Origin of the sequence: Bradyrhizobium sp. CCBAU 11361, from assembly GCF_028128935.1 — a bacterium.
GTDB classification, from domain to species: domain Bacteria; phylum Pseudomonadota; class Alphaproteobacteria; order Rhizobiales; family Xanthobacteraceae; genus Bradyrhizobium; species Bradyrhizobium niftali.
The window spans coordinates 36,390-59,166 of record NZ_LBJZ01000186.1 but is presented as its reverse complement, the minus strand read 5'-3'; the positions used below and the strand labels follow the sequence as shown (position 1 = coordinate 59,166).

General features: G+C 59.8%; 22 protein-coding genes and 2 pseudogenes. 15 read left to right on the top strand and 9 right to left on the bottom strand.

Annotation, left to right across the window (positions count from 1 at the left end; all coding sequences use genetic code 11):
* Positions 1–501: 501 nt before the first annotated feature.
* The 13 genes and pseudogenes from XI08_RS26970 to XI08_RS26910 all read left to right on the top strand — a co-directional run.
* Positions 502–717, top strand: coding sequence for a hypothetical protein (locus XI08_RS26970; RefSeq protein WP_271576681.1), 216 nt, complete (start codon positions 502–504; stop codon positions 715–717).
* Positions 718–961: 244 nt separating this feature from the next.
* The gene (locus tag XI08_RS26965; protein ID WP_271576680.1) at positions 962–1,597 is read left to right on the top strand and encodes a response regulator transcription factor; all 636 of its coding nucleotides are present in this window, start codon (positions 962–964) and stop codon (positions 1,595–1,597) included.
* 419 nt (positions 1,598–2,016) lie between these two features.
* A complete protein-coding gene (locus XI08_RS26960) occupies positions 2,017–2,478 on the top strand; it encodes a winged helix-turn-helix domain-containing protein (RefSeq protein WP_271576679.1) in 462 nt (153 codons plus the stop codon).
* Positions 2,479–2,520: 42 nt separating this feature from the next.
* Positions 2,521–4,155 carry an FUSC family protein gene (locus tag XI08_RS26955; RefSeq protein ID WP_271576678.1) on the top strand — a complete coding sequence of 545 codons (1,635 nt, stop codon included), beginning with the start codon at positions 2,521–2,523 and terminating at the stop codon, positions 4,153–4,155.
* Positions 4,155–4,358: a DUF1656 domain-containing protein gene (locus XI08_RS26950; RefSeq protein ID WP_271576677.1), complete on the top strand. Its 204-nt coding sequence runs from the start codon at positions 4,155–4,157 to the stop codon at positions 4,356–4,358. The genes XI08_RS26955 and XI08_RS26950 overlap by 1 nt, the downstream gene beginning before the upstream one ends.
* Positions 4,359–4,369: 11 nt before the next feature.
* The gene (locus XI08_RS26945) at positions 4,370–5,560 is read left to right on the top strand and encodes a biotin/lipoyl-binding protein (protein ID WP_442869861.1); all 1,191 of its coding nucleotides are present in this window, start codon (positions 4,370–4,372) and stop codon (positions 5,558–5,560) included.
* Positions 5,561–5,800: 240 nt separating this feature from the next.
* Positions 5,801–6,109 carry a hypothetical protein gene (locus XI08_RS26940; RefSeq protein ID WP_271576676.1) on the top strand — a complete coding sequence of 103 codons (309 nt, stop codon included), beginning with the start codon at positions 5,801–5,803 and terminating at the stop codon, positions 6,107–6,109.
* A gap of 19 nt (positions 6,110–6,128) precedes the next feature.
* Positions 6,129–6,362 (top strand): DUF6894 family protein, encoded by a 234-nt coding sequence (locus tag XI08_RS26935; protein WP_271576675.1) that lies wholly within the window; start codon positions 6,129–6,131, stop codon positions 6,360–6,362.
* Positions 6,363–6,707: 345 nt separating this feature from the next.
* Complete coding sequence (locus XI08_RS26930) at positions 6,708–7,169, top strand: DUF983 domain-containing protein (RefSeq protein WP_271576674.1); 462 nt, start codon at positions 6,708–6,710, stop codon at positions 7,167–7,169.
* Complete coding sequence (gene hemA, locus XI08_RS26925; protein WP_271576673.1) at positions 7,159–8,388, top strand: 5-aminolevulinate synthase; 1,230 nt, start codon at positions 7,159–7,161, stop codon at positions 8,386–8,388. The genes XI08_RS26930 and hemA overlap by 11 nt, the downstream gene beginning before the upstream one ends.
* A gap of 65 nt (positions 8,389–8,453) precedes the next feature.
* Complete coding sequence (locus XI08_RS26920; protein WP_271576672.1) at positions 8,454–8,813, top strand: hypothetical protein; 360 nt, start codon at positions 8,454–8,456, stop codon at positions 8,811–8,813.
* Between the two features lie 34 nt (positions 8,814–8,847).
* Positions 8,848–8,991, top strand: a pseudogene (locus XI08_RS26915) (glutathione S-transferase family protein); the annotation flags it as partial.
* A gap of 187 nt (positions 8,992–9,178) precedes the next feature.
* A pseudogene (locus XI08_RS26910) lies at positions 9,179–9,400 on the top strand (Ku protein); the annotation flags it as partial.
* Between the two features lie 12 nt (positions 9,401–9,412).
* Here XI08_RS26910 and XI08_RS26905 read toward each other — a convergent pair.
* The 9 genes from XI08_RS26905 to XI08_RS26865 all read right to left on the bottom strand — a co-directional run bounded on the left by XI08_RS26905 (position 9,413) and on the right by XI08_RS26865 (position 20,169).
* The gene (locus tag XI08_RS26905; RefSeq protein ID WP_271576671.1) at positions 9,413–13,639 is read right to left on the bottom strand and encodes a hypothetical protein; all 4,227 of its coding nucleotides are present in this window, start codon (positions 13,637–13,639) and stop codon (positions 9,413–9,415) included.
* Positions 13,640–13,719: 80 nt separating this feature from the next.
* On the bottom strand, positions 13,720–14,493 hold the full coding sequence (locus tag XI08_RS26900) for a hypothetical protein (protein WP_271576670.1): 774 nt from the start codon (positions 14,491–14,493) through the stop codon (positions 13,720–13,722).
* Positions 14,494–15,434: 941 nt separating this feature from the next.
* Positions 15,435–16,232 carry a hypothetical protein gene (locus tag XI08_RS26895; protein WP_271576669.1) on the bottom strand — a complete coding sequence of 266 codons (798 nt, stop codon included), beginning with the start codon at positions 16,230–16,232 and terminating at the stop codon, positions 15,435–15,437.
* Between the two features lie 239 nt (positions 16,233–16,471).
* A complete protein-coding gene (locus XI08_RS26890; RefSeq protein WP_271576668.1) occupies positions 16,472–16,717 on the bottom strand; it encodes a hypothetical protein in 246 nt (81 codons plus the stop codon).
* 216 nt (positions 16,718–16,933) lie between these two features.
* The gene (locus XI08_RS26885) at positions 16,934–17,662 is read right to left on the bottom strand and encodes a hypothetical protein (protein WP_271576667.1); all 729 of its coding nucleotides are present in this window, start codon (positions 17,660–17,662) and stop codon (positions 16,934–16,936) included.
* A gap of 156 nt (positions 17,663–17,818) precedes the next feature.
* On the bottom strand, positions 17,819–18,676 hold the full coding sequence (locus XI08_RS26880) for a hypothetical protein (RefSeq protein WP_271576666.1): 858 nt from the start codon (positions 18,674–18,676) through the stop codon (positions 17,819–17,821).
* Positions 18,677–18,895: 219 nt separating this feature from the next.
* Positions 18,896–19,240, bottom strand: coding sequence for a hypothetical protein (locus XI08_RS26875; RefSeq protein ID WP_271576665.1), 345 nt, complete (start codon positions 19,238–19,240; stop codon positions 18,896–18,898).
* Entirely contained in the window at positions 19,237–19,611 is a 375-nt protein-coding gene (locus tag XI08_RS26870; protein WP_271576664.1) for a hypothetical protein, read from the bottom strand. Before XI08_RS26870 ends, XI08_RS26875 begins: the two co-directional genes overlap by 4 nt.
* Before the next feature lie 48 nt (positions 19,612–19,659).
* Positions 19,660–20,169 (bottom strand): hypothetical protein, encoded by a 510-nt coding sequence (locus XI08_RS26865; RefSeq protein ID WP_271576663.1) that lies wholly within the window; start codon positions 20,167–20,169, stop codon positions 19,660–19,662.
* A gap of 83 nt (positions 20,170–20,252) precedes the next feature.
* Between XI08_RS26865 and XI08_RS26860 the strand changes: the two genes are divergently transcribed.
* Positions 20,253–20,378: a hypothetical protein gene (locus XI08_RS26860; RefSeq protein WP_271576662.1), complete on the top strand. Its 126-nt coding sequence runs from the start codon at positions 20,253–20,255 to the stop codon at positions 20,376–20,378.
* Between the two features lie 1,169 nt (positions 20,379–21,547).
* Positions 21,548–22,777, top strand: coding sequence for a DNA cytosine methyltransferase (locus XI08_RS26855; protein ID WP_271576661.1), 1,230 nt, complete (start codon positions 21,548–21,550; stop codon positions 22,775–22,777).

Sequence of the window (22,777 nt, the reverse complement as noted above, 5' to 3'; positions counted from 1 at the left end):
GATGCCAGTACCCCATAAACTTTGGCTTATGGCGAATCGCCGCTTCCCTAGCCGCGGCCGCAAGTCTCGGCTTTGACCACGACAAAAACGCAGGCGATGGGTTATCGCCGATAGATCCCTGGCACCACGTGGCGGGCACCATAAGCCCTCGTATCATCTCCATGCGCCCTTTCGACACCAGACGTCGACGTGCGCTCAGTTGAGCCGGCGATCGCGATCGCCTTAGCTGCATGCATCGGAAATCCTCACGTTCATGACGTGAGCCAACGCGTAGCAAGAGGAGGCAACAATGCCCCACAGCTCCGAAGGTCTTAGCAAGACGGCGCGATGCGCCGTCTGTGATGGCAAGTTTGGCCTGGTCCGGCACTATTCATGGCGGACCGCGCTTTGTTCCAGGGAGTGCGTTAATCGCCTCAGGGCTCGCCACCAAAGTGACAGCAATTGGTTGAATTGGCTCCAAATCCCCGTCGACAAACAGCAAACCAACCGCGCGAGGGTGTCATGACGTTCCAGATCTCGCAACGAGGCAAGCAATATTTGAAGACGGCGCAGACTTTGTTCTCTGCTGCCAAAACGGTGACCGACCGAGCGATCGCGAATCAGCTCAAGGCCCTTGCCGATGACTACGAGCGGCGAGCCGAGAAGGCTTCGCTCGATGATGCAGCCAAAGCATTGGCTCGATCGGTTGGTGACGCTGAACGCGAGTTGAGTGCATGAGCTGAGGGACAGCGTCACTCGCTGCTATTGGGCCAGCCGTGGATGGAGCTTCAGCCGGAAGTCGAACAGCGTGTCAGGCAGGGCGAACTGCGTCAGTATGCGTAAACTTTGGTTTACCCCGCGCGCAACTGCTGGGAAAAATGGCTCTGTTCAGGTTCCGGGATTAGGACTAGAAATGCACGGTCTTACTAGGCCTGCAAACTAGGACACAGGCTGATTTCGCGACCGCTTCCGAGTAGCAGCGATGTCTGATGCAGCCCCCATCGTGCTGGTCATCGACGATGATCCGGACCTCCGGGCGTCGGTCGGACGCCTGCTGCGATCGCTCGGCATCAATGTTCAGCTATTTGCGTCCATTTCCGAGTTTCTTAAGTCCGATCCACCGGATTGCCCAACCTGCCTGGTGCTCGACATCAGAATGCCCGGCCAAAGCGGCCTCGATCTTCAGCACGAGCTCGCTGCGACTAACAGGGAAATCCCGATCATCTTCGTCACGGGACACGGCGACATACCGATGTCCGTGCAGGCTATGAAAAGGGGCGCGATCGAGTTCCTGACCAAGCCGTTCCGCGATCAGGACCTCCTCGACGCCATCCAACTCGGCCTCTCTCGCGATCGCGCACGGCGGGAAAATGACAAGGATCTGACCGCTCTCAGGAAGCGCTTCGGGTCACTGAGCCCCAGGGAGCGCGAGATCATGATTCAGGTCGCTCGCGGCCGCCTGAGCAAACAAATTGCCCACGATATCGGGATCGCGGAGGCTACGGTGAAGGTGCATCGCAGCAGGGCGATGCAGAAGATGCAGGCCGGTTCGCTTCCAGAGCTCGGCCGAATGGCCGACAAGCTCAGGCTGGTGTCTGACGCGCCGCAACGCTCCTGACTCGCCCACTTGCGTGACGTGCTCTTCGCCCTGTCAGATCGGACAGGCATCCTTGCACCTTCGCGCAATTTCCAGGCAAGCCAAGAGAAAAGGCCGGCGGGCGTTACGCCACCGGCCTTTCTTGCAACTGCCGGCTCGCAGGTCCGGTTCCGCTGCGATTCTCGGCACCGCGTGCCGGAGGAGAGAAGAGCGGGCTGCTGTGCACTTGGCGGTCCGCTTCGATTGAACCATTACCGCAGAGCGACCGCTGTCTCCATCGTACGCCGGCATGGCGCCCGTAAATCTAGGTTTAGGCATCGCAACCAAATCTGTCATTGCGCACCACCAGCGTGGAATAGCTCGCGGCACTCCAAATCCTCAAACTGCGTGTCACGAGCTTCCTTGCCGGGAATAACCCTGCCAAAGCACGCGAGGTCACGATGCGATCGACTTTAGCTTTCGGACGCTTGGAGCAATTTCACCCCAAACCGGGGCTTGACGTCGGACACGTCGTTCGGAGTCCGGATGCGGCCAAACCATTCTTCGAGAAGCGAACGGGATCGGCCGGCACCGCCCCAGCCGACCTTTCGTTCGGACCGTTTCACCTGATTCCGACGCAGTTTCTTCTGCTGGAGGGCGATAAGCCCGTGTCCATCGGGAGTCGCGCTCTGGAGCTCCTAATTGCGTTGCTCGAACGCCGCGGTGAGCTGGTCAGCAAGCAGGACTTGATGGCTCGGGTTTGGCCCAATGTCTTTGTCGAGCCTGCCAACCTCACGGTCCATATGTCTGCGCTGCGTCGCGCGCTGCGTGACGGACGGGACGGGAACCGGTTCATCGTCAACATCCCCGGACGGGGCTACTGTTTCGTCGCCTCGGTCGATGTGTCGGGACACGAGAACTGAGCACGAGCGGCAAAGCATCAGTAATTTGGTGAGGAACTCATCGTGCTCGCAACAACGGCAAGGCAGCCGATCATTATAGCGAAGATTCCCGTCGATTCTTGGAGCTTCGCCATTCGCATCTGGCTGGCTACGGTGCTGGCGCTATTCATTAGCTTCTGGTTGCAGCTTGAATCTCCGACGACGGCGGCGCTTACCGTTGGAGTACTTGCCGAACCCACTCGCGGTCAGGCGCTGGACAAGGCGGCATTTCGATTGCTTGCCACAGTTGTGGGCGTGGCAGCATCAATCGCGATCACCGGTTTCTTCTCCCAGACGAGAGATCTCGTGTTGGCGGCATTCGCTGTGTGGCTCGGCATTTGCGTCTTTGCGGCAAGACTTCTGGACGGCTACCGGGCCTACGCAGCGGTTCTGTCTGGCTATACTGTCGCACTGGTTGCAACACAGCAGATAGACCACCCACAGCGCGTGTTTGAGCTCGGCATGGCGCGCGGCGCCGCGATCGCGGTCGGCGTTCTGTCGATGGCAGTGGTCAATAGCTTGATGTTTGCTCCCGACCGTCAACCGCGCCTGCTCGCGCAGCTGACGGCGCTTCATCGCCGCGTTCGCGAATACGCAAACACAGCCCGCCGCGGCGAAACGGGCAATCTCACTACATTCCTGACGCTGTTGCGGGAAACTGTGGCGCTGCGGCCAGAGATTGCAAGCGTGACCCTGGAGACGAGTAGCGGCTCGGTCAGGAGCGCTGCCGCCCGTAGCGCGGCTGTCGCGCTGGTCGCCGAGTTGCAGGCAGCGCGGATCGTAGGTGATCCTGCGAACGAAGCTTCCGCTTGGGCTGCCGGCGAGCTGCTGCGCCGGGATAACGAAGTTCGCCAAAGTCTATCGGCCCTGAGGTCGGCGAGATGGCCGCTGCGGGTCCGGCGAGCGCCCTTGTATCGATCGTACAAAGCGGCCGCGGAGAGCGGTGTCCGTGCCGTTGCTTGGTTTGCAATCGCCTCAACATTCTACATCTGGGCAGGGTGGCCGGCGGCGAGTACTTCGTTGTCTTTCGTGGCGCTAATTGCCGCATTGGGGGCGACAACTCCGAATCCGCGAGCTTTCACCGTTCTTGCCGTCGTTGCCGCGCCGATCACAGCCGTCCTGACCGGCATACTTGAATTCGTGATTCTCGACGGTGCGGACGCTTTTCCCATGTTGGCCATCGGTCTTGGTCCTCTCGTGGTCGGCTCCGCACTCCTCATAACCTCCAAGGATCTTCTCTGGTCAGGGCTTGGCCGCGCCAGTCTAAGCTTCTCCATGCTTATGCTAACGCCGAGCAATCCGCAGACTTACAATCCGCAGGCCTTCCTCTTCAGTTCTCTCTTCATCATCGCTGGGGCGGGGCTCCTCTTTGTGGCGCAGACGCTGATTCCGCCCGTCTCCGACGACAAGCGCAGGATACGGCTGGTCGCAGAGGCTCGTAGCGACCTGCGGGACTGTGGCCACGCCAACAGAGAAGCTCCCGAAGAGGCGATTTTCCGGGACGCTTCGCGAATAGAGCAATTTCTTGCTGCTGGCGGTGCGCAGGACAGTCGTGCTCTCTCCGAGATGCTCTCTTGCTTCGACCGATCGGCAATAGTCCAGCGTTGCGAAAACAACGTCGTTGACCGACGCAGCAAATCCCTCCGGAAGGCAACCTGATGGCACACACCTTTTCAGAGCTGGTCATCGAAGGCGTCCTGTTGGCGCCGTTTGTCACCTATCTGGCGATGACCCTCGTCGTCATCATTGTCCTGCGGCCGCTTCTTCATGTCGTCGGCTTTGCGAGCATGTTCAGTCACGCCCGAATTGCCGAGCTCAGTCTGTACGTGACTGTTCTGGGCCTATTGATGTTGCTGTTCTAGAGGAGATCACCATGGATGCGGCCGTTCAGGATAAGACTCTTCCGCAAGATAGCATGCGAGCCACGGAGATGCGTGTGCCGCTGGGCGCTGGCGATACGTCGGCGCGCCAGGCGGGCGAGCTTGACAATATCGCGCGAAAAGTATCGGAAGTCGATCCAGGCAACGAACCGGTCGTCTCGTTCCCCGGAAAGTCCATGGCGCGGGGGGCGAGCGGCGCCTTGCGAACGGCAGGGCTTCTGCTGCGCAAGCTGGCGACGGCCGGAATCGCAATCGTTGCGGTCGCCGTCGCACTCGTGACCTGGGACCAGTACAACGCCGGGCCCTGGACACGCAATGGACGAGTGCGAGTCCAGGTCGCCAGCGTGGCGCCGCAGATTTCCGGTCAGATCAAGGAACTGCGGATCGCCGACAATCAGTTCGTCCATAAGGGCGACATTTTGTATGTGATCGAGCCCTTCGATTTCGAGGTCGCGCTGCGTGCGCATAGGGCGGCCTTGCAGCAAAAGATAGCGGACATGAACGTCAAGGAATCGCAGTCCGAGCGACGGAGCCGCTTGTCAGATCTATCTGCTTCCGTCGAGCAGAAGCAGGTCTACGAGGGAAATGCGCTGCAAGCGAAAGCTGCCGTCGACGCGGCCAACGAGCAGGTCGCGCAGGCGGAAATCAATCTGCAGCGCACCGAGGTCCGTAGTCCGGTGAATGGATTCGTGACCAATGTCCTGCTGCGTGAGGGAGACTACGCCCATCAAGGTGCAACCAACGTCTCGATCATCGACGCGGATAGCTATTGGATAGATGGCTATTTCGAGGAAACGAAGCTCGAACGACTGTGCGTGGGCGATCGCGCCGAAGCGAAACTGATGGGCTACGCAGCGCCGATCATCGGCCATATCGCAACCGTCACGCGGGGCATCAGCGTATCCAACGCCGCGGCTTCCACGCAAGGCTTGCCCAACGTCGATCCCGTCTACACTTGGGTGCGCCTCGCGCAGCGCGTTCCGGTCCGGATTGCGATCGACAACGTGCCGCCTGGGGTCCCCTTGGTATCCGGCTTGACAGCAACGATCACGATAGGGGATGGCAAGGACAAGACGCTTTCGCAAGGGGTCCGCGCCGAACTCGAGACGAGCTTCTTCGGCCTGATCGGCAGAGCCTCGGCGCGGCCGGGCTGCATTCCCAGCCCCTCGACTCCATCACGTTGAAAGGTGGCTAGTCGCCGGAAGTGCAGTCGATGACGTGTCCGCCGTCGACTGAGTGTATTGCAGCCCCTCGCCAAGAGAGGCGCGTCTTTCCGCGATATACGAACCCGTAACTCGTCTTTTCTAAGCCAAGGTTTATGCACCTCAACCACAGCCGTACTCGTAACGACTCGCGTGTAATGGAAGGTAGACCCGCAGAACTGTAACTCTCCTAGTAACAACTCGCTCTTTTGGAGTTCGGTCATGAGGAGAATACTCGTTCTCATCGCGTCTGCCGCGATCAACGCGTCCACGATTCCTGCGGTAGCGGCGGATTGTACGTCGATCAAAGACATCGACGCCTTTCGCACGCGCTGGGAGCTGCTACGCACTCAACCTGATAGGGCCGCCGACAAGGGGAATATCTGCCGCGCCTATGCCGCTTCCTTTTACGAATCGGTGACGCTGCGGCAGGCTGCCGCAAAATGCATCGGCGACGGAGCGAAGCTCATTGCGCTCGATTCCGATATCAACGCCCTCAATGACCTGTTTGCGTCGAAGTGCGGTGGTTGAGCTTTAAAGGAGGCCGAAAATGACGCAGGTATTTTTTCACTGCTCTACCCCGAGGAAGGTTTTCCTCGATCATCACGGCGCCGTGGTGAACGATATCGCTGAGGCGCGCGATCATGCGACTCGTCTGGTGCAATCTCTCACCAACGAGCGCACCCTCGAGGATTGGCGTGACTGGGTCATGCATGTCAATGACGACCAGGGTGATGAGCTCTTCGTCGTACCCTTCACGTTCGTGCTCGGAAAGTCGCATTAATGAGGGTGTCGGTCGACATCAGCTACTTCGCCTGCTGCTGGGTTGCTCGCAGGCAATCTCGCTTCGCGAATATGCTCGATGTGCTGGGATATGCATTAGCCACGATTTGCCGGGATTTGGACTACTTCACTCGCCCCGGCGTTCCTTGTCGGATACCAGTGTGCCTCACGGAGGCAGACAGCTTTGCAAGTGCTCGGCGCCCGGCGCTCGGTCCCTTCGCCGTGGCTCCCCTGCGGCCGGTCCTTTCCCCTCCCGAGGACCGGCCGCCCCCTCCTCAGGGCTGTTGGGCGAGAGCGAGCACAAGACGCGATGGCCTATGATCATCTTGCCACTCGGAGCCAGGTCATGGAGACGATGAGCCTCACCAATAAAATCTCGAGCCGGGAAGCCGACGCGGCAGAAAGACGTAATTTATGGTCTTCCTTGAAGCGTGGGTTTCGCGGCTGCTGCCCGCGCTGCGGCGAGGGCAAGTTGTTCCGCGCCTTTTTGAAGGTTGACGATCGTTGCTCCGTGTGCGGGCTCGATTTTACGCCGCATCGCGCTGACGATCTGCCGGCCTACCTCGTGATCGCCATCGTCGGGCATATCGTGGTCCCCGCCGCGCTTTTGATCGAAACCGACTACTCGCCGCCAGTGTGGCTGCAACTAGCGATTTATTTGCCGTTGACGGCGCTAATGTCGCTGGCCCTCCTGCAACCAGTGAAGGGCGCGGTCGTGGGGCTGCAATGGTCGCTGCGCATGCACGGCTTCGACGACAACGCAGCTCAGGGTATTCCGTCGGCCGGAGAGTTACTCCATGATCTATGACCATTTCGTTTCCGCTGCTCTTGCCCGCCTACACGAAGAACGGCGCTACCGCGTGTTTGCCGATCTCGAGCGCATCGCCGGGCGTTTCCCGCACGCAATATGGCATTCCCCGGATGGCCCGCGCCCGGTCGTGATTTGGTGCTCGAACGATTACCTTGGCATGGGCCAGCATCCGAAAGTAATCGGAGCCATGGTCGAAACCGCCAAGCGCATGGGTGCTGGTGCAGGCGGCACCCGCAACATTTCCGGCACCAACCGCCCGCTAGTCGAACTGGAGCGCGAACTCGCCGACCTGCACGGGAAGCAAGCCGCGCTGGTCTTCACCTCGGGCTACGTGTCCAACGAGGCCGGGATTGCGGCCATCGCCAAGCTGCTGCCGAACAGCGTGATCCTCTCCGACGCCTGGAACCACAATTCAATGATCGAAGGCGTGCGGCGCGCCGGCGTGGAAAAGAAGATCTGGCGCCACAATGATGTCGGTCACCTCGAAGAATTGCTGGCGGCGGAGCCATTCGGGCGGCCGAAGCTGATCGTGTTCGAGGCACTCTATTCGATGGACGGCGACGTCGCGCCCGTGAACCGTATCTGCGACCTCGCGGAACGCTACGGCGCCATGACCTACATTGACGAGGTCCATTCGGCCGGCATGTACGGTCGGGGCGGCGCCGGCATCGCCGCGCGGGAGGGTGCGCTGCACCGCATCGACGTTGTCGAGGGCACGCTGGCGAAAGCGTTCGGCTGCCTCGGCGGCTACATCGCGGCGACTGCCGATATCATCGATGCGGTGCGCTCTTACGCGCCGGGATTTATCTTCACCACCGCGCTGCCACCGGCGATCTGCGCCGCCGCTACTGCGGCAATCCGCCATCTCAAGTCCTCGCAGTGGGAGCGCGACCGCCACCAGGAGCGCGCGGCGCGAGTCAAGTCCGTGCTCAACGCAGCAGGCCTACCGGTCATGCCCAGTGAGACGCACATTGTGCCGCTGATGGTATGTGATCCGGAGAAGTGCAAGGAAGCGAGTGATCTCCTGCTCTCCGAGTACGGCATCTATGTCCAGCCGATCAACTATCCGACCGTCCCGCGCGGCACCGAGCGGCTGCGCATCACGCCTACGCCCTATCACGACGACAATCTTATTGACGCGCTCGCTGATGCGTTGGTCGATGTGTGGCGCCGGATCGAATTGCCGCTGCGCCGCCAAGCGGCCGCGGCAGAGTGAGGGGCAAAACCGGATTGAGACAACGTTTGCGAAGGCGTGAATGACCGAAACACAGGGAGCACACAATGAAGAAACTTCTCACATCTGCGATAGCCGCGAGTTGCCTGGTTGCCTTTGCATCGGCCGCACAAGCCCGCTCGGCGTATGACGGGTCCTGGGACCTGCTCTTCGTGACGCAAAGAGGCGCGTGCGATCCGACCTACAATTTCGCCGTCAACATCACTGACGGCGTCGTCACCCATCCCAATCTCGTGAAATTCAGGGGTCATGTGGCACGCTCGGGCGCCGTCCACGCCTCGGTGTCCGTTCCCGACAAATATGCATCTGGCTCGGGCCGGCTCTCGAGCAATTCCGGCCGCGGAACGTGGAGTGGCTATTCGGGAGGTGCGCGTTGCTCGGGGTACTGGACCGCTCAGCGGAACTGATGAATTTCCTTTCCGATCGCTTACTCGCCAGAGCATCGTACCGACTGTGAATTTCGAGCATATCAAGCGTCACTACTATCAGAGCCACCGCAGCATAAATCCCACGGGTATCGTTCCGGCTGGCCCTCTGCGTGATCTTCGCGCGGCACACCGGCGCGAACCGTTGTCAGCCTGTTAATCGGCGCCGAACTCGGCCAGTTGAACTAACGGCTGCAATTCCTTGTCGCAACTGGTGGAATCTGCGTTGGGGTAGGGTCACGATCGGCGCCGATCGTGACCCCACCCCAACGAGGCTTTCTAATTTTCCTTCAAATCGATACCGCCGGTACCTCAAGCGACGTGACCCCGGCGCCGATTCACACCCGAAGGAGCGGCCCAGAGGCGAAAACGTGGTCGATCTGATGGAGGCGCTGCGGCAGAGCGTCGGTCGGGAGGCTGCGCCGGCGAAGGCCGTAAAGCCTGCCAAGAAGCCGCGCAAGGCCTCAGCCGGTCAGAAAGAGATGCTGATGCCGATAGTCGGCAAGAAGCAGACGAAGGATGGGGTGGCGAAGAAGCCAGCAACGGGTCGGCAGCGGAAGTCGGCATAGGGATGCGGCCAGCTACGTCGTGGCAGATCCGGCGATGCGGCCCTTCAGCAGTGACAAATCGCCAGCGTCCTTCGGCAACGAATTCACGTACGTCGGCGTCAACCCGATGCGATATTTGAAGCTGCGCGGTGGCGCCGGCGGCGGCGGTCTCATCTGCCAAGTGCCGTCCGGAAGTTGGTCGCTTCGACGCTGATCCCAAATCCATTCTATGTACCGCTCGGCACTCGCGAGTTCGATTGCAGGCCGCCAGATCCAGGCGACCTTGTAATCGTCTCCTGATGGAAGCAGGAGCGCGAAACAATAGTCGTCGGCGAGCAAGCCGCACTTCTCAAACTCGAGGTCCGACCAATAGATGTGGCCGGGGACGGTGCTGAGCCGCTTGACCTCAATATGGACTTGGCGCTCGTCGAACCGAATGACGAAATCGCTTTCCCGCCTCGAAGCGTCGCGCTCGTTTCTGCCGATCAACCATCCGGGAAATGCTTCGGTTAGCTTAGCGAAAAGCCAATCTTCCGCATGCTGTCCCGCCGCGGCAATCGCCACCGGATCCCAGTTGCCTCCGCCACCTGTTGTCACTGTTTCCGTTGAGTTGCTTTCCCGGGCCGGCGCTCGAAGCCCCAAGGTGAGGGAAGTACGGGCCTGCGAAGATCGGCCGATCACCGAGGAGTTGGTCGCAGCCGCAGATGGACCTGACTCTGTAATTGCATGACTTCCGGAAGACTGCGGTGACGCAGGCGTCTGTTTGAGAGACGACGGTGCTGAAGATTTACTGCTCTCCTTTGCTTCGCCGTCTGTAGAATCACTGTCGGACGCGGGCACCTGCTTTCCCTTTTCCTTCGACATCTCCGCGTGAACGGCATCGAGTTCTTGGGCTGGAACGCCCTGATCCCTCAGCCGCTCGATCACTTCTTCTTCGTCCGCCGCCGAAAGAAGGTTCTCGAAAATCGCGGTGTGCCGGGGGGTGCCTACAAGGTAATGGGCGAGTCCAAAGCCGAGCGCGCGATGGTAAGCTCCGTCGCCCGTGACCATCAGCGTGCCGTGTCGGTTGCGGAAGGCCCGCACTTCCGGGGCCGCAATTTCCCGGCCGTCTCCGGCTTTCATCGAGATTAAGAGCCGGGACGTCGCTTCGATCCGTAGCTCGTCCGTCAGGGACTTTCTCTGCGCCTCAGGGATGACCGCCCGTAGCGCTCGCAATCTGGAAATGTAGAGCCCTCCGGCAATGCCAGTGCCTTCCTCATCGATGCCCGCCGATACAGGCTGCAGCGAGATCGATTCTGAAAGGCGGCCCATACCGAGAATATTGTCCGCTTCGTCAGCTTGATTCAGGAAGAGAATGAAGAGCCGATATCCGTGTGCGAGAAGCGCTCGCCGTATTTCCGGCGCTTCGAAGATCGTCTGATCGAGCCACTTCACCTCGTGCGCCGGGGCGAATGCCAGGTGCTCATGATTGTCCCCGCCGACGAAGCAGGGCACCCGAAGTCCGGGAAGTGGATAGAAATCGTCGATAACGGTGTTGAAGAGGCGTCGATACAGCGTCCTTGCGACATCGAGCAGCGTGGCCTTGTCCGCAGTGGCTTGGCGGGATGCATCGGCGAGACGCTGCATCCAACCGTTCCATATATATCCGTCCTTCGGCAGGGAGCTTTTGACCCCGATCGCGCGAAGAAAGCGCAGCAACTCGGACTTTCGTCGTTGTTCAACATCTGGCAGAGCGATTTCGGGAAGGAGCCCTTCTATACCTCTTCCCGCCAGATAGGCGTCGCCTGCTGCGACGGCTCCCTTCGGAAACAGCAGGGACTTCCTGTGAGGGAGCCACTCCGTCGTTTCGAGTTGGTGTTGAGCGAAGTTGGTCGTCAGCGTTTGGGACTTCTGCTTGGCTGGTGCGAGGTATCTTGCGGGAAATTTTTGCGCCGAAATCAGGAGCGTTCGGCCCACCTCCAGCAGTGGAAGAAGTCTGTTCTCTTCAGTTAGGCAGTCCGGGAAGTGCTCGATTTGGAGGTCGAATTCGGTCCGGTTAAAGTCACCGAGATGTCGATCCGAGTATGCGCGGTTAGACCAACCCGAATCGAACGGGACGAGCTTGGGCTCCCAAGCGACGCCCGCGAAACGCAACAGGCCTTTCCAGGCCTCCAGGTCTGCGCGTCCCCGCAGCGGCTCTCGCCAACTCCGAAGCGGAAGCACCACCGCGCGATCATCCCTCTTTTTAAAGTAACTCCTGAAGGACTGGGGTGCTCCCCACGAGCGCCCGGCGTAGCACTGCTCGGCAGTTCGCCAGCCTTTTTCAGTTGGCAGGCGGAGCGCTCGCGACAGTCGCCGACGGAAGACGTCCGGCCCGTCGAGCTCGCGATGATAGATGATCGGAAGTCCGGAGAAGTCGTCGAATTTTCGTGCGGGCGACCATTCTTCGTACCAGCGCAGGACCTCCCACCCGTGCTCGTCCCAATCCTGGAGCTTCATTGCTTCCATGGCAGGCAGAAGAGCCTGTTCGAGGTATTCGCCTTTATGGACGAACCTCCCGACGATCCTATCCTTCCACACCGCGAGCTTGTGCCTGGCAGCAGCGTCCCCAGACAGCGCCGCGTCGATGGCAGTCAATTGGCGACGGGCTTCTGGCGAAAGTGCGTCGGCCGGGACGGATCTTGGCCAATTCCGCGGCCTGGAGAATAGCAAGATGCCGCCCGCGATAGAACGCGCGCGGCCGGCTTCCGTCCACCAGCACGGTACCTGCTCGGGAAAGCTGTGATATGGGCTCGAGCTGAGCATCGGCACGCCCTCGTGCAGCAAGACATCCACGACGCGTTCGCATTCCGCCAGTGAGTTATTCCGGCAGAAGCGCATCGCACCGAAGAATTCGAGAGCGCCGACAGTCTTGGCTTGTAACGCCTGAAGCACAGCGTTGCGGCCGCGTACGGAAGGGTGGAGAAGGCAGTAGGTCTTCAACTCGGTCGCATCATGCCGAAGGACTGCGCCGAAGTTTCCGGGCCAGACCGAGACTTCGCGTGGCCTTACCTTTTCACCGCCGACGGTCGGGACGAAGGGCGTCTCCTTCACGGCCTCCAACATCGTCGAGGCGAGATCGCGGGCGGCTCCGCTCGCCGACTTGGGGTCGATGGAGCCGAAGGCGTCGAGAGCGGCTTCCGCCGGAATCGCGGTCACAATCTCGGCGATAAGCTCCCGCATCTGCGCATATACTAGAGTGTTCCGCTCGCTGGCGCGGAAATGCTTCCTGTTTTCGGTCACGTCCAACGAGGCATGCACGATCGCCCGCGCGCCGACCGCTTCGTCTGTCGGAAAGAACACGTGCACTGGCGGCTTGTCGTCCTCCACCAACGCTTGCGGAACGGCTGAGGCATCGAGAGGTAGGCACACGGCCACGCTCAAACGTTTGTCTTCACCTTGGTTTATCCAGTGGCGGGACCATTTGCTCCATCGAGCGACCTTCGGGTTCCAACCCACCCCTCGTGTCAAAAGAGCAATCTCCTCCGCGCCGGACGCGACGGACGAGCGGGTGACGTCGATCTTGCGCAGCCGTCGCCCCGAAACATCGATCTGGAGCTGTGCGAGGCGCTGCAGCAGGAGGAGAAAACGGTGATCGAGATTCTCGACATCGTCCCGCACCCTTGCGGCGGTCTCAGGATTCTTGAACGGCAGTCGGATTGCCGTAGCGTACCCGTCCTCCAGGACGGCAGCGATTTCGGGCGGCTCGACGGTGGGATGCGGAATCTCGAAAGTCGGAGCGGCGATCTTCTTCCCCAAGCGCGATTGCAGAAGTTGCTCTGTATCCGCCTTGCTGAAGTAGAAGGCGAAGGGCCGCGAAAATATCTCCGGACGATCCGTGATTTCGAGGACGGAGATGAACCCTAATCCTTTCGTGCCGATCAGTTCGGCTGCTTCCGCCGCGTCGCTGGCGAGCGCGTCGTCGGCGTTCTGAAGAAGCTCCCAAAGATATCGCCCGCCGTAGTCGGCTTTCACGCCGCGTTCGTGACGCAGGTCGCGTTTGGCGCGGTTTATGTCCGCTCGATAGACATCGATCGAACTGTTGGCGATCGTGCGGAGGAGCTCCGCATCCGGTGTATCGGGATAGTCTTCGGGTTGCTCGTCTTCGCGGCCGCTCTTTTCGGAGAGATCTGACGCGCAGAGGGCGAGGACGCCGAGTCGAGAGACCGGTCGCCCGTCGTTCGCAACTACGAGGGCATCATCCGTGATCCGGATTAGAACTGCGCTACGTTGGCTCACCATCGACGACCGTTACACGCACTGTGTGATTGAGCGCCGTCGGCGGGCATGTTGCCGGGGCAGTTTCGAATACCGGATACTAGCTAGGCTGGGCCTCGAAGGAAGCGTCGGAGACCAGGAAATGTGATGGCGCCCTTGTCCTCTTTGTAGTCTAGAACCTCGATGCCTAGGTCAGTCAGATGCCGCGTGATATCGGAGCGGGGTTTCTCTGGGACGAGCAGGACTTTTCGATGCCGCTTTTGCAGCATCTGCTCGTATAGCAACAGCTGACCTAGTCCTCGTTGGATGTCGGACGCTTGAGTGTCGCATTTGATCTCGAACAAGATCTCAGGAGCCTCGTGGGTAACTAGGTCCGGTCCCCAACGTCCAACTCTACTATTATTGTGCTCAATCGACATCCGTTTGAGGTGGGCCGAAAGGGCCTTCCAGATTTTGCCATGCTTGCGCTCAATGACTTTGGGATCTTGCGGGCCGCGGGTGTATGGCTGATCTGATTCCGGGCTTCCTCGTTCGGCCTCTTCGACGCGTTTCTCAAGCCTGGCCGCCGCCAATCCCTGCGTATAGTAGGTCCTGATGATCTGACAAGCGCCGACAAATTCAGCGATGTCGTGCTGCAGTTCATTCGCTTTGCTGTCCAAACACGCGACAGGATGATATGCGCTGCTGACGCCGTCAAAAAAATGGACGTCAGCGCGTTGCCCGTCATAAATGGCGTCAAATTGCTCTTCTACAACTCGTGCACCTTTTGGATGAAGCCGTCCGCCGTGCAAAATCCAGCGATTGCCGGCAGGATCGGTTGCGATAACACCTTGAACGTGTCGTCGGCCCTGAATTGGCGGATTAATTTCAACGATCATAGTTTCGCGGAAGCGAGAACTCGATCGGCCAAAAGGAATCCAATAGTTCCGGCCGTGCTTCAGGGTAGTGAAGTAGCCCCATGTCCCGATGATAGGCTGCCACCAAACTGTTCCTGAAAAACCCGGCCTGGGCTCTGCACCTTGCTTAAACTTACTCTCCCACGCGGCTACCGCGGCTCTTATTTCACCGGGATCTTCTACGGCGACAAGATCACTCTTGAGGAGCGATCGAAGGCGAGAGGCAAATGAGATGCTTCGGTTAAGTCGTAGCGTCATGACAGTGGAGCATAGTCTCGATCCAACAAGAACTCGTTTACGTCGGTGGTTCGCCTGAGAAGCAGCTGCGATTTAGGCCAGTCAAGTTCGAAGCGGCCAAGCCTCGCGTCCAGGATTAAGGTGGACGAGGGCTGAAAACTTTCCATCACGTGGCTAGGGACCGTCTCACCAACAGGCGTTGAAGGACGAGTTTCTAAGGACGTTGCCGTTGGCTAGCAGCTGCTTCGGTTGGTCGATATTGGTTAACGGGCAAGGCGCGCTTCCGGCGGCGTGCCAACTCGAATCTGAGCGGTACTCCGACTATTGCGTCGCCGGTCGCGAGGGCCGACCACAAGCTTGTACAGGACCTACATACTGGATCGTTGGCATGCCGGTGCCCGAGCAGCTCGTATAATAGGCCTCGGTGCGGTCTGGATAGAAGTAGGCCAGCCGGAAGGCGCGAGGTTGCGAATTGTTGTTATCACCGTAGTCCGGCACTTCGAACGGCTTGGCTAGGAAGAGCGGTGAGTTGCTCACGTTGCTGCAAGAGCCGTATCTCGCTGGGACAAGCCGAGATCCGTTTCCGTTTTGACTTGTCACGCAAATCATCTGAGCGTGCGCTGCGGTGGTAAACATGCCAAGCAATGCGATTGAGGTCAGTAAAATAGGTCTCATGGAAAGTCTCCCTATTGTCGTCGGAAAGCACTTCTGAGGCGTTCGATTTCGAATGAGGTGTCGAGCTCTTTGTGATCACCTAGCGCGTCAGGTCCAACGGTAATAAGCAGCTCGTCCGTAGTCGTTCGGTTCGCGCTGATGAGCGGCGAGTTGGGATTTGCTGTCACGTTGACGAACTTCCAGGTAGGCGTCGCGTCCCCACCGGCCACGATCTCGAAAGTGACATGGTGGGTTACGGTATCGAATGGCCCATTCTTTATGCGCTCCGAGAGCGTGCGGGAAGCATCCCAGGTCTCAAACGCCGATTTCAAGGTTTGATGAATTCCGAGATTGCCGGCGATGGGTTCGTGGATTCCAGTTTCCTGGGAGAGGATGTCGCAGTTAGGCAGTATCCGTTGGTTCACAGGAACTTGCTTGCCCTGCAGGAGTTCGTCGAACGGCAAGAAATAGGTCATCGTCATTTCGCGTGTGCCTGACGTCGAGGCGTTCGCGCCGGCCGCAATCGTAAAGACATTGGGTGGGGCATCGGCAGTGACCCCTGGACTTATTGTGCCCTTGTCCAATGCTCTAATCGTCAGGGCAACTTTTGCGGCCCATTTGTACAGCATTGCTCGCTTGGGATTGTTGGGTGAGTATTCGACCGCGACCGCGTTAGCGAGTTCGCACCGGACGTGAGCGGCAATTCCCTTGACGAAGTCCTTGAACTCTTCGTCGCTCGCATGTCCAAGCCGCATTACGGGGAGGGTAGCTCCGCACCCTGCGAGAAAAAATGACAAGGCAAGGCCAGCAATTGAAAACAGCTTAAACATTTCATCCCCGATTGCGCGAAAAGCGCAGGCCCCTGGCAATTCGTTGAATTATACATCTGTGAGTTGTGTCGTCTAGCCTGGGGTTGAAATGTTCGCATACAAGCTGGGAATGACGGCGCGTCTAGCTGCCGCCTTAGCCAAATCCGTCGGGAAACGGCTCAACGATGCGGTCGGGTTATCAGCGGAGCATAGGGGGAGGCGCCCCCGTCGGTCCTGGCCTGTTCACGATGTGTCTGAGCCTACAATGCGCTCGGATCGTCGGGCACGTCGCCGAATTTTCGGATCAGCTTGGCGTCGCTGAAGTCCCCAGCTGTGGGATCTCGGCTGCGGCAAAATGCAATCGCCCCCACGTTGCCGGGTTTGCGCGAGAGAGCTTCCGACCTCATCACCGCAGCATTTGAGTTGAAGCATTCGATCACTTCGCCGGCGGCGACGCCATCGTCTGCGGCGACGAAGGGCAGGGCAACATAATACGTGACATCCATTGAATTTACTCCTTGCAATCGGGCTGGGCCTCAAACCGCCGGCGCGAATAACCTCCAGAGACTGATCCCCTTAGCTGCTCGATCTCCGTCTCTAAGGCGTTGTTGGCAACCAACAGAGCCTTCACGGTCTCTCGGGCGTACCCACCGCAGGTGACTGGCGGGTGGTCCCTCTCTGGGGCGTAGTCCGGCGGTCGAAATAAACCGGCATACGCCATTTCACCACCTAGGCTCAGGCTCGTACGCAATCTTCTGAACGGTCTTACCAGCCTCACGACGTCCCAAGTAAGTCCCGATGAGCACGTCGGTCTTGTTGGGTAGTTCAGCTCGAAAAAGATCCCATCGGTTATCCTTTGATCGTGAAACTCTAAACGAGCGACCGTTTCGCCTGCAAAAGAAGTCTTCCGAGTTCGTCAACTGAGTCCAGCCACAATCCGCACCTGCCAAATACCGCTGCTCTCGCCGGACCCGGTCCTCGTCCCTAAGCCGGCGATATTCTACGTCGCGCTCTTGACGAAGCCGCTCTTCGGACGCCTCGATGTGTTCTTGCAGGGCGATAGCTCGCAATTCCGTCCCTTGCGCTTTCTCCGCTTCGTAAAGAGCCAGGCAACTTGGCTTCAACTCGTCGTTTGGATAGTGCTCCCAGGGTTCTTCCCAGAAGGCACGTAAGCGTTGCGCCACATCGGTAGCAGTAAGTGCGGGACCTGGTAGTCGATTGAGGAACGCCTGAAGGTCTTCGATAGGGATCCAGCAGGGCGCGGCAGCTTTTGCAAGTTGCTCTCGAGGGCCGTCCCACTTCTGCCAAATAGAGCTCGCGCGATCGAGCGACTGGACAATCTCGCGGGCGAGCTTTTGTATATTGCGTGGATCGCGGATGTGTCGAAGCGAAGGGCTTTGGGTGTAGTCTGTCAACTTAGAAGAAACGGCATACAAGCGGTCGCTGTCCATGCGGCGCAACTCCAAGCATAGGCGTCAATAGCCGGCTCGGGCTCTGGGCTGGAGCGTGGTCAAACCGGCCTCACGAGGATCATTCCACAGGCTTGACTTCGCCAAACGTAAAGTGGTGCTTCAAATGTGCGCGAGCCAAATTTGGAATGAGTGATTTCAGCGATTTGCGGAAGCGTTAGGGGACGTCGTATGCCCGTCGCTGCAATGGCGATCCTGCAAGATTGCCCAGACAAGCCGCTGAAGGAGGGCGGCAGCGTCCACTAGATCGATGAAGTGAAGCCGAGCGGCAAACAGAAAATCCCTTTCTGGCGTTGTCGCGAGCATCTCCTTATATCGCGAGAATTCCTTGAACTTGTGGTGATATTTTTTGCCATACAGCCAGTTCTTGATGTCTCTGTAAGTCAACTGGGACTGGCCTCCGCTCAACGCGTAGGCCATATGGGCGTCTGAGCCGATACCAAGTCTTTTGGGACGCGATGCGTCGTTACGGTCATAGAAAGCCGCCCCTTCAGCGCTATCGTCCATCCACTTGCCGAAGTTCGTGCCATCGAAGCGGGATGCGACATCTTGGAAGAACTGCGGAAGGAAATCCGGTTCGGCGGTCACGTCCTGATGGATCCGGAAAATCATGTGTTTCCAGAAGAACATGTCTTGGTGAAAAAGGAACGGCTTCAATCGCATCAAAAAATCGTTCAGCATGATGTCTTCAGGAACATCGAACACGGCGTTCGACGCCATGCTCGGAAAACTTAGTTTGGCCGAGCGCTGTAGAAACGGATGCTTTCGCAATTCTGCGGCAAGCAGCGTATCGACCGCGACATCGAATTCCTCGAAGAGAGCCCACCTATGTTCGCCGATTGAGTATCTGATCATTTCTTGCCCATCGAACGACAATTCCCCAGCCTGCACTAAGCCGGAATCTATCGATGCGCCAGCAGACGGCACCTCTGCGAACTTATTGAACTCGTCTGACAGCGATGTGATTGGAAATGGCGTAACCATGGCATCCTTCACTTGAACTGCTTCAACGGGACCCCGCGAGAGACCGATCAGCCTGCGCGCGCTATGGTCTTGACCACTGTCCGTCGGATATAATTCGTCGCCCTAAAGTTCAGGATTAAGGTAGCTCGTAAGGACCTTGGCGAGCCTCCTCTAACGGTATCGATTCAGCACTTAGATTCGATGTCAAGCGCGACCACTTATTTTCCTGTTGAATCCCATTCGCGCCCGCTTTCAAGCATTCATGACACAGGCCGCGAGCGCCTCCCGGAAGATCCCGCTGGCGGGGGTCATGTAGGTATAGGCGTTGCCCTGGGAGATCTCGTCCGCCACGTGGGCGAAATCTGTTAGCAAGAGGATGCCCTTGAGGAGCTCGCGTTCGCCGGGCGAGCATACCTCGGCGTACCGCCGGGCGGCCTTGGTGAAGTGCCCGTTCGGCGCGTCGTTGAGGCGGATGATAGTCTCCGTGAATTCCATGTAGCTGTCGGCGGACTTGAGCGCCTTGAGGAAGCCGGGTCCGAGCGCGGCCATGATGCGGGTGGGCGGGCCGGCCTTGAACTGGGCGTAGGTGTAGGTCATCGGGATTTTCCTTTCCTCGGTTGTCTGCAATTGGCGGTGATTTCGGCAACATCGCTGCGGCGGTAGAAGGTCGCTCCGATCAGGGAAGGATCGAGCGCCGGCGCCACGCCGGCGGCGTCGAGCTCCTTTTTGACGGCCATGTGATGGCGGCCCTGTTGCCGGGCGATCGCGAACAGGGTGACGAACTCGGCCCCGAACCGCTCCGCGGCTTCATCGGGCACCACCGTCATCGGGCAGCGGTTGAAGGGGTTGATCACGGCGACCGTCTTGAGGTGTCCGGCGAGCATCAGCTTGCGGACGACGTGCGGCCGGGTCTGCCAGCGCTCCGCGAGGGCTTCAGCGGTCGAGCCGTCGGGATCGGCGCCGCGCACGAGGGCGCGGACCTCCTCGACGTCGACCAGGACAGACATGTAGCCGCGCTAGCCAGCGAGCCGAGCCTTCCGGGTCAGCCGGCCGTCGAGGATGGCTTGGACGATCTCGACGGAGCCGCAGCAGGCGGCCTTGGCCGCGGTCGGGATGTCGACCAGGCTGCCGCCGGCGGCCACGACCGGGACGGCGCCGTCGAGCAGTCGGTCGAGGAAAGCGTCCAGGTCCTCGGGCGCGAACAGGTCGGCGGCGCCGTGGTCGATCGCCTTGATCCGGGGGACGAGGATGCCGGAGCAGTAGAGCATGTCCCGCTGGACGCGGGGCGCATTGAGGTAGGCGCCAGCGTCGCGGACGGAGAGGGTGGCCGACGCCGCGGTCTGGGCCAGGGAAACGGCCCTCTCGGCGTCGAACAGGCAGTTTCCGTCGGCGAGGTCGTCCGCGTTCGGGGGCAGCATTCCCGCCGACGAGAGCAGACTGCGGAGGCGCTTCGGGTGCAGCCGGGTTGCCTTGGACAGGCTACGGATCGAGTGCAGCCGGCGGGTTTCGACGGGCTTGCCGAACACGACGTCGCCGGGCCCGACCGGGAAGCGGGTGCGGATGAAGTCGCCGACCAGGTCACGCAGCGGGTCGTAGGCGGCATCGGGTCTTGATCGACGAGCACACGATCGACGAGGCCAAGATCAAGGCCATCCGAAATAAGACGAAGGTGTCGAGGGTGGTCGAGGAGTTGCTCCAAGGGTGGCTGGACGGGACTTACGAGCTGAAGGAGTAGCTCGAGCGAGCACGCTCCTCGCCGGGCTGCGCATGACCATCAATTGAAAAGCCCGCCGTTTCCGGCGGGCTTTCTGTCTTCTGGGCTAGGGGACCTACTTTACCCCGATTAGGGGATCAACTTGTAGGGGACCAACTATGCCCACGGCTGCAGCCATCCAGGGTTCCGTTTGGATCTCCGCCGCCTGAATCACTCCTGGTACGACCGCTAGACCGGCACGAAGCGCAGCCACTCGCGAGTCCCAGGTTGCTGAGAACCGAACGCCGACGTGCGGCCGACGAGGCACTGGCGGCCACCAGGGCTCCGCTGGACCGTCGTCAGAATGTGGAGAAGATGACTAATCGGAGTTGAGTTCTGACAATCAGAACTAACTGCGCCACTCTACACCGAAATCCGAATAGCCGATAATTGCAGCTAGGGCGCCGCCGGGGAGACCCCAGCCGGCGGCCTGTCACGCGCGACCTGGAAGGTACGGTCGCGGGCGTGAGGGTCGGCTCGATCCTGCATGGACCCGTGTTCCTCGTATTCGCAGATGGTGCCAGCGTCGCTCAGCGCCAAAATGGCCCAGCCGCGCAAGGTCCGAATGCCGGCAGTCTCCCTTCGTCATGAGCATCAAGATCACTCCTAGCGAGACGAATCCTCCTGGTCCCCTATCGTTCCAGTCGATTATCCGCCCGAAAGGCTACCGGAGGCCGCGACCAGCGGTTCTGACCAGGAGGAGACCCGGTTCCCCACTTGCCAGAATCCTTCTCGAAGTGAGAGAAATCGAATGCACTTCGCCGTCAATAACCAATGGGAATGGTTAGGCTTTTGGCCAACTAAAGAATTAGCCGATTGAACTTGCGAGGCCATTCAACCCATGCGACGCTTCTGCGGCTTTCGTAGGCACGATTCGGTTTAGAGTTTCGCCGCGGGAACAATTAATGCGGATCGGTCGTCCGCCTTCGACTACCCTTCCGGTCACGCGCTTTCGGCTGATTGACAGGGAAGACATCCCGCTCCCGAAATTTCCTGCGGGAGGGGTTCGAAGTGCGGCGGGCCGGCCCGAGGCTGGGGCAGGGGTATGGAAACGTCAGATTCATTCGACGCGTTGGAGCCGCGCGCGTCTATCGAACGTCTTGCTACTTCGGCATCGATGATAGCCGCCTTTGACGGGGAGGTCGTCTGAAGTGCCAAGCTATCTCGAATTCTTCGCCGGCGGGGGGATGGTGCGTGCGGGCCTGGGGGGGCGGTGGAAGTGTCAGTTCGCGAACGACTTCGACCCGCTGAAGGTCAAGGTCTACGCAGATAATTGGGGCGAAGCGGAAATCCTCGAGGACGACATCCACAACGTCGGCCCCGAAAGCCTCGGGCGTCGCGCCGATCTCGCTTGGGCGTCGTTCCCTTGCCAGGACCTGTCGACGGCCGGGAACGGCCTGGGCATCGGCCAGGCGGCCGGCTCTAACCGCACCCGGTCCGGAACGTTCTGGGCGTTCATCGACCTTATGAAGCGCCTTAAAGCAAACGGGCGGCTGCCCCGTATCGTGGTCCTGGAGAACGTCGTCGGCCTCCTCACGATCAACGGTGGTGAAGAGTTCAAAACAGTCATTTTGTCGCTCGATAAGCTCGGCATGCGGGCCGGCGCGGTCGTTGTCGATGCTAGGCATTTCGTTCCGCAGTCGCGCCCACGCGTCTTCATAATCGCCATCGCCAAGACTTCGACGCTCGCTGACGAGCTCATTCGCGATCGGCCACATCCGATTTGGCATCCAGCCACGCTGGTGAAGGCGGTCGATAAGCTGTCGCCACAATGCCGCGAGCAGTGGATCTGGTTCAATCTCGGTGCCGCGCCCGAGCTCAAAAAAACACTCAACAAGATCGTCAAGAGCAAACCGGTCGGCGTTGAGTGGCACACACCCGCAGAGACCAAGCGCTTGGTCAGCATGATGTCCGATGCGCACAAGCAGAAACTTGCGGAGGCCAAAAGGTCCGGCAAGCGCATGGTCGGCACGCTCTCACTGCGCATGCGGCCTTCGCACGGAAAGACCGTGCAGCGCACCGAGATCTGCTTCCGCGGTTTGGCTGGGTGTCTCCGCACGCCGAGGGGCGGAGGCTCCCGGCCTCGCATCATCGTCGTAAAAGGCGGCAGCGTCCGGACGCGACTTCTCGCCGCGTCGGAGGCGGCGGCTCTCATGGGACTAAAGGCGAGCTACCAGCTACCCAACGTCTACGAGTACGCGTTCCGCGTCGTCGGCGATGGCGTCGCCGTGCCAGTCGTGTCTTTCATCAGGGGCAAGCTGCTGACGCCGCTGCTGCGCTCGATCAAGAAATCACGTGGGGCCGACGCGTCGAGACCCAGGCGCGCGGCGCGCGGACGCGCGGAGAAGAGCAGGCGAGGCCAGCTCGAGCTGCGGGTGTGA